1 protein-coding gene and 2 pseudogenes are annotated in these 5,828 nt (G+C 39.6%); all 3 read left to right on the forward strand.

All coding sequences use genetic code 11. The annotated features are described in order from the left end of the window. Positions 1-57: 57 nt before the first annotated feature. Positions 58-435, forward strand: a complete 378-nt coding sequence (rplL, locus tag B3139_RS03000; protein WP_002992785.1) for a 50S ribosomal protein L7/L12 — start codon at positions 58-60, stop codon at positions 433-435. Between the two features lie 168 nt (positions 436-603). Then, positions 604-4,159, forward strand: a pseudogene (rpoB, locus tag B3139_RS03005) (DNA-directed RNA polymerase subunit beta). A gap of 71 nt (positions 4,160-4,230) precedes the next feature. Continuing rightward, positions 4,231-5,828 (forward strand): annotated as a pseudogene (locus tag B3139_RS03010) (DNA-directed RNA polymerase subunit beta'); the annotation flags it as partial.

Genomic DNA, 5,828 nt, shown 5'->3' on the forward strand with positions numbered 1-5,828 from the left:
ATTCGTTACAATTTAATTAACAATTTTTATAAAGTACATTCAAAAATTCAAAATAAAATGGCAGATTTAAAACAACTTGCTGAACAGTTAGTTAACTTAACAGTAAAAGAAGTTAAAGAATTAGCTGATATCTTAAAAGACGAGTATGGCATCGAGCCTGCTGCTGCTGCTGTTGCTGTAGCTGCTGCTCCAGCTGAAGGTGGTGCTGCTGCTGCAGAAGAGAAAACTTCATTTGACGTTATCTTGAAAGAAGCTGGTGGTCAAAAATTAGCTGTAGTTAAATTGGTTAAAGATTTAGCTGGATTAGGCTTGAAAGAAGCTAAAGATTTAGTTGACGGAGCACCTAAAGAATTAAAAGCTGGTGTATCTAAAGACGAAGCAGAAGCTTTGAAAAAACAATTAGAAGAAGCTGGTGCTGTTGTTGAGATTAAATAATCTCAACTAATTAGCCCGAAAAGGTTTAGACTCTGACGATTTTTCGTCAGAGTCTATTCCTATTTATATCAATACGCCACTATGCTGTGTATATGCTGGGCACAGTGGACACGTGGTTTACAGCATAAGTGTAAGCGCAGTTTTTTTAAAACTAAAATTCATATTCCCTTGGCAAACAATAATATTCAACAAGAAAGAATAAACTTTGCAACAAGTAAGAAAGTATTGGAGTATCCAGATTTCTTAGATGTGCAATTGGAATCTTTCAAGGAGTTTTTTCAATTAGAAACTACTTCTGACAACCGCCATCAGGAAGGGCTGTTCAAGGTATTCTCGGAAAACTTCCCTATTTCTGATTCAAGAAACATTTTTGTGCTAGAGTTTTTGGATTATTTCATTGATCCACCACGTTATGATATCCAAGAGTGTATCGAGCGCGGCTTGACTTATAGCGTTCCTTTAAAGGCTAAGTTAAAGTTATCTTGTAATGATGAAGAACACGAAGATTTCGAAACTATTGTTCAGGATGTATATCTAGGGACTATCCCTTATATGACTCCTAAAGGTACTTTCGTGGTAAATGGTGCAGAGCGTGTTATCGTATCGCAATTACACCGTTCACCAGGCGTTTTCTTTGGTCAAAGTAGACACACAAATGGTACTAAACTTTATTCTGCAAGGGTAATTCCTTTCAAAGGATCTTGGATCGAATTTGCGACTGACGTAAACAATGTCATGTATGCTTATATCGACCGTAAAAAGAAATTCCCAGTTACTACCTTATTGCGTGCTATCGGATACGATTCGGATAAAGATATCTTGGAATTGTTCGATTTAGCGGATGAAGTAAAAGTTAGTAAATCTGGTCTTAAAAAATATGTTGGTCGCCGTCTTGCGGCTAGGGTATTGAAAAAATGGGTAGAAGATTTCGTGGATGAAGATACTGGTGAAGTAGTATCCATCGATCGTAATGAAATTATCCTTGAGCGTGAAACTGTTCTAGAAGATGATCACATTGATTTTATTATCGAAGCTGGCGTTAAGTCTATTATCTTAGCGAAAGACGATGAGTCGAACAATGCTGACTATTCTATTATATATAACACTTTACAAAAAGATACGTCCAACTCGGAGAAAGAAGCTGTAGAACATATCTATCGCCAATTACGTAACGCTGAACCACCAGATGAGGAAACTGCGCGTGGTATCATCGACCGTTTATTTTTCTCTGACAAACGTTATGATTTGGGCGATGTAGGTCGTTACCGTATCAACCGTAAGTTGAAGTTGGATACTCCGGATGATACGAAAGTATTAACCCGTGAGGATATCATTGCAATTGTGAAGTATTTGATCAATTTGATCAACTCTAAAGCTGAGGTTGATGATATTGACCACTTGTCGAACCGTCGTGTACGTACTGTAGGCGAACAATTATATGCTCAGTTTGGTGTTGGTCTATCTCGTATGGCTCGTACAATCAGAGAGCGTATGAATATCCGAGATAATGAGGTATTTACACCGACTGATTTGATTAATGCACGTACACTTTCGTCGGTAATCAATTCGTTCTTCGGTACAAACCAATTGTCTCAGTTTATGGACCAAACTAACCCTCTTGCTGAGATTACGCACAAGCGTCGTTTGTCAGCTTTAGGTCCAGGTGGTCTTTCTCGTGAACGTGCAGGTTTCGAAGTTCGTGACGTTCACTATACGCACTATGGTCGTCTTTGTACAATTGAAACACCAGAGGGACCAAACATCGGTTTGATTTCCTCTTTGGCTGTACACGCAAAAATCAACCACTTAGGATTTATCGAAACTCCTTACCGTAAGGTAAAAGACGGGGTAGTTGTCGTTGACGAGCCTGTCGTATATTTATCTGCTGAGGACGAAGATGGTAAAACAATTGCGCAAGCGAATGCTTTGTATGATGACAAAGGTAATTTCGAAGATGCAAAAGTGAAAGCCAGATATGAGGGTGACTTCCCAATTATTGAGCCTAATATGCTCGATTATATGGACGTTGCTCCTAATCAAATTACATCTATTGCGGCTTCGTTGATTCCTTTCTTGGAACATGATGATGCCAACCGTGCTTTGATGGGATCAAACATGCAACGTCAGGCTGTGCCTGTATTGCGTCCACAAGCTCCTATTGTAGGTACTGGTCTTGAAGGGCGTGTTGCGAAAGATTCACGTACGTTGGTCAATGCTGAGGGTCACGGGGTAGTGGAGTATGTAGATGCTGATGAAATTAAGATCCGTTATGACAGAAACGACGATGATCGTCTTGTATCATTTGATGATGATGTCAAAACGTATAAGTTGATCAAGTTTAAGAAAACCAATCAAAATACATGTATGAACTTGAAGCCTATCGTTAAGAAAGGTCAACGAGTTGAACCAGGACAGGTATTGTGTGAAGGTTATGCAACTGAAAATGGTGAATTGGCATTGGGTCGTAACCTAAAAGTGGCATTCATGCCTTGGCAAGGATATAACTTTGAGGATGCGATCGTAATTTCTGAACGTGTAGCGAAAGAAGATTGGTTTACTTCTCTTCACATTGAGGAATTTGAACTTGAAGTTCGTGATACAAAACGTGGTGAAGAAGAGTTAACTGCTGATATTCCTAACGTTTCTGAGGAAGCAACAAAAGACTTGGACGAAAATGGTATTATCCGTATTGGTGCTGAAGTTGGGGGTGGTGATATCCTCATCGGTAAAATCACACCTAAAGGTGAGTCTGATCCTTCTCCAGAAGAGAAATTGTTGCGTGCAATCTTTGGTGACAAAGCTGGTGATGTAAAAGACGCTTCATTGAAAACTCCGCCTTCATTAAAAGGTGTTGTTATCGATACGAAGTTATTCTCCCGGGCGAAGAAAATGTCTAAAGAAGTTGAACGTAAAACTTTAGAGAAGCTAGAAGTTGCTCATGATAGAGCTGTTAAATCGTTGAAAGAACGTTTGGTGGAAAAATTATTTACAATAGTGAATGGTAAAACAAGCCAAGGTGTCTACAACGTATATAAAGAGTTGTTGGTTGCTAAAGGTGCTAAGTTTACACAAAAAATCTTGGCTGAATTAGATTACAACAACATCAACCCGATGGGATGGACAACTGACGAAGATAAAAACGAGTTGATCAAAATGGCCCTTCATAATTATAACATTAAAATTAATGAAGAGCTAGGTTCGTTTAAACGTGATAAATTTGCAGTATCTGTCGGTGATGAGCTTCCATCCGGAATTGTGCAGATGGCTAAAGTTTACGTTGCTAAAAAACGTAAGCTGAAAGTAGGGGATAAGATGGCTGGTCGTCACGGTAACAAAGGTATCGTTGCACGTATCGTACGTGATGAGGATATGCCNNACAGTGGGTGTAATCTACATGCTGAAATTAGGTCACATGGTGGATGATAAAATGCACGCACGTTCAATCGGTCCGTACTCATTGATCACACAACAACCTCTCGGTGGTAAAGCACAATTCGGTGGTCAACGTTTCGGTGAGATGGAGGTTTGGGCATTGGAAGCATTCGGTGCGTCTAACATCCTTCAAGAAATCTTGACTGTGAAATCGGATGACGTGGTCGGTCGTGCCAAAACTTACGAAGCAATCGTAAAAGGTAACAATCTTCCGACACCATCGGTACCAGAATCGTTCAACGTATTGGTACACGAGTTGCGTGGATTGGGTCTAGATATCACATTGGATTAATTAAGCAATTAGGGCTTTGAAGGGCTCGGTCCTTCAAAGCTTCTTTATAAAGCTTTAACTTTTGAATAAGTATGTCTTACAAAAAAGATAATAAAATTAAAAGCAACTTCACGTCGATTACGATCAGCTTGGCTTCTCCAGAAACTATTCTGGAACGCTCAAGTGGTGAAGTTACAAAACCAGAAACGATTAACTATCGTACCTACAAACCGGAACGTGACGGTTTATTCTGTGAGCGTATTTTTGGTCCCGTAAAGGACTATGAATGTCACTGTGGTAAATACAAACGTATCCGTTATAAAGGTATTGTATGTGACCGTTGTGGTGTCGAAGTAACAGAGAAGAAAGTACGTCGTGAGCGTATGGGACACATCAACTTGGTGGTTCCTGTTGCACACATCTGGTACTTCCGTTCTCTTCCTAATAAAATTGGTTATTTATTGGGACTTCCGACCAAGAAATTGGATATGATCATTTACTATGAACGTTATGTGGTTATCCAAGCTGGTATTAAGGAAGAAGATGGTATCAACTTTATGGACTTCTTGACTGAAGAAGAATATTTAGATATTTTGGATACCTTACCAAAAGAAAATCAATATTTAGACGATAACGATCCTCAAAAATTTGTCGCTAAGATGGGTGCTGAGGCATTGGAAGATTTGTTGAAACGTATTGATTTGGATCAATTGTCATACGATTTACGCCACCAGGCTGCTAATGAGACTTCTCAACAACGTAAAAATGAAGCGTTAAAACGCCTTCATGTGGTTGAAGCTTTCCGTAGTTCACGTGAGAATATCGAAAATCGCCCAGAATGGATGATTGTGAAAATTGTTCCAATCATTCCACCTGAATTGCGTCCTTTAGTGCCTTTGGATGGTGGTCGTTTTGCGACTTCGGATTTGAATGACTTATACCGTCGTGTGATTATCCGTAATAACCGTTTAAAACGTTTGATCGAAATCAAAGCTCCTGAAGTAATCCTTCGTAACGAAAAACGTATGCTTCAAGAAGCGGTAGACTCTCTATTTGACAACTCACGTAAAGTGAACGCAGTTAAAACAGAAGGTAACCGTGCACTGAAGTCTTTATCTGACATTTTGAAAGGTAAACAAGGTCGTTTCCGTCAAAACTTGCTAGGTAAACGTGTGGATTATTCGGCTCGTTCGGTAATTGTGGTAGGTCCTCACTTGAAATTACACGAGTGTGGTCTTCCTAAAGATATGGCTGCTGAACTTTACAAACCGTTTATCATCCGTAAGATGATCGAGCGCGGTATTGTTAAAACAGTAAAATCAGCTAAAAAAATTGTTGATCGTAAAGATCCAGTGGTATGGGATATCCTTGAAAATGTATTGAAAGGTCACCCTGTATTGCTAAACCGTGCACCTACGCTTCACCGTTTGGGTATTCAGGCTTTCCAGCCTACATTAGTAGAGGGTAAAGCAATTCAATTACACCCTTTAGTGTGTACAGCGTTCAACGCCGATTTTGATGGTGACCAAATGGCGGTTCACTTACCGCTAGGTAATGCCGCAGTATTGGAAGCTCAAATCTTGATGTTAGGCGCGCACAATATCTTAAACCCTGCGAATGGTTCTCCAATCACAGTACCATCTCAAGACATGGTATTGGGTCTTTATTATATTACTAAAGGCCGTAAAAC

The organism is Sphingobacterium sp. UBA1498, from assembly GCF_002325125.1.
Lineage (GTDB): Bacteria > Bacteroidota > Bacteroidia > Sphingobacteriales > Sphingobacteriaceae > Sphingobacterium.